General features: G+C 69.6%; 3 protein-coding genes. All 3 read left to right on the top strand.

All coding sequences use genetic code 11. The features are described 5' to 3' along the window. Positions 1 to 336 (top strand): methyltransferase (locus JCM9942_RS15300; RefSeq protein WP_157722973.1); only part of this gene is annotated, 336 nt, incomplete at its 5' end. Beyond that, complete coding sequence (locus JCM9942_RS15295; protein WP_054660700.1) at positions 333 to 1,040, top strand: pseudouridine synthase; 708 nt, start codon at positions 333 to 335, stop codon at positions 1,038 to 1,040. The genes JCM9942_RS15300 and JCM9942_RS15295, both read left to right, overlap by 4 nt. Further along, the coding region (locus JCM9942_RS15290; RefSeq protein WP_172675152.1) for an HAD family hydrolase at positions 1,037 to 1,676 on the top strand (640 nt) is incomplete at its 3' end. The genes JCM9942_RS15295 and JCM9942_RS15290, both read left to right, overlap by 4 nt.

Below are 1,676 nucleotides of genomic sequence, written 5' to 3'. Positions count from 1 at the left end.
CTGGCGCTGGCGCGGACCAATCTGGCTGCCGCCGGCGAGCGCGCCAAGCTGGGTTTCCGCTGGCACGATGTGACCGCCGGCATCGAGGGCCGCTACGACTTCGTCGTTTCCAACCCGCCGTTCCATACTCCGGCGCGCGAGGACCGGCCGGACATCGGCCAGCGCTTCATCGCCGTGGCCGCGCAGGCGCTGCGCCCGGGCGGCAAGCTGTTCATGGTCGCCAACCGGCACCTGCCGTACGAGCAGATCCTCAATGACAGTTTCGGCAAAGTGCATGTGGCCGCCGAACGCGACGGGTTCAAGGTCATCGTCGGCACCCGTGGAGGCCGCGCATGAAGCTGGTCAAGCACATCGCCAACCTGGGCTATGGCAGCCGCAAGCAGGTGCAGGGCATGTTCCGCGAAGGCCGCATCACCGACGCCGACGGCGAGGTGCTGTATGCCGACGACAAGGTTGAGCACGACCGCATCCGTGTGGATGGCGAACCGCTGGATCCGCCGCCGGGGCTGACCATCGCGTTGCACAAGCCGGCCGGCTATACCTGTTCGACCAAGGACATCGGCCGGCTGGTCTATGACCTGCTGCCGGACCGTTTCCGCGACCGCTCGCCGCTGCTCTCGCCGGTGGGGCGGCTGGACCGCGAGACCAGCGGACTGCTGCTGATGACCGATGACGGTGCGCTGCTGCACCGGATCGTGTCGCCCAAGTCGAAGCTGGACAAGGTCTACGAAGCGCAGCTGGCGCAGGACCTCCGCGGCGACGAGGGGGCACGCTTTGCCAGTGGCGAGCTGCTGCTGGAATCGGACGACAAGCCGCTGCTGCCGGCCGCGCTGGAGGTGCTGGGGCCGCGCCACGCCCGGCTGACCCTGCACGAAGGCCGCTACCACCAGGTGCGGCGCATGTTCGCCGCGGTCGGCAACCATGTGCAGTCGTTGCATCGCAGCCGCGTCGGCGGTCTGGGCCTGGACGGTCTGGACGAGGGGCAGTGGCGGCAGCTGGATGCGGCCGATCTGGCGCGGTTGTTCGGGAATCACGGCTGATGCAGCCGGCCGCACTGTCCGCGCGCCCGCATGCGGTGATCTTCGACATGGATGGCCTGATGCTGGACAGCGAGCGCGCGCTGCTGGACTGTCTGCAGCACACCGCGCACGCGCACGGGTACCAGGTGCCGCGCAGTCTGCTGCTGTCGCTGATCGGCTCCTCCGATGCGGCCTCGCGCCAGCGTCTGGGCGAGGTCCTGGGCCTGGAGCGCACTGATGCACTGCTGGCCGCCTCCTACGCGCGCTACGACGGCATCGTCGAGGCCGGGGTGCCGCACCGGCCGGGCATCATCGAGCTGCTCGAGCTGCTGGTCGAACACCAGCTGCCGCGCGCGGTGGCCACCGCCACGCGCCAGCCGCTGGCCTCGCGCAAACTCGAAGCGGCCGGGCTGCTGCGTTATTTCGATGCCGTGGCCACCAGTTCCGAGGTGGCCCACTCCAAACCGGCGCCGGACATCTACCTGCTGGCGGCGCACAGACTGGGGGTTGATCCGGCCCATTGCCTGGCGCTGGAGGATTCACCGACCGGCGTGCGCGCCGCGCTCGCGGCCGGCATGACCACCGTGCAGGTACCGGATCTGCTGGCGCCGGATGAGCAGGTGCGGGCGCTGGGGCATCGCATCGTCGGCTCGCTGC

The organism is Stenotrophomonas pictorum JCM 9942, from assembly GCF_001310775.1.
Taxonomy (GTDB): domain Bacteria; phylum Pseudomonadota; class Gammaproteobacteria; order Xanthomonadales; family Xanthomonadaceae; genus Stenotrophomonas; species Stenotrophomonas pictorum.
This window is presented reverse-complemented; position numbering and strand designations above follow the sequence as displayed.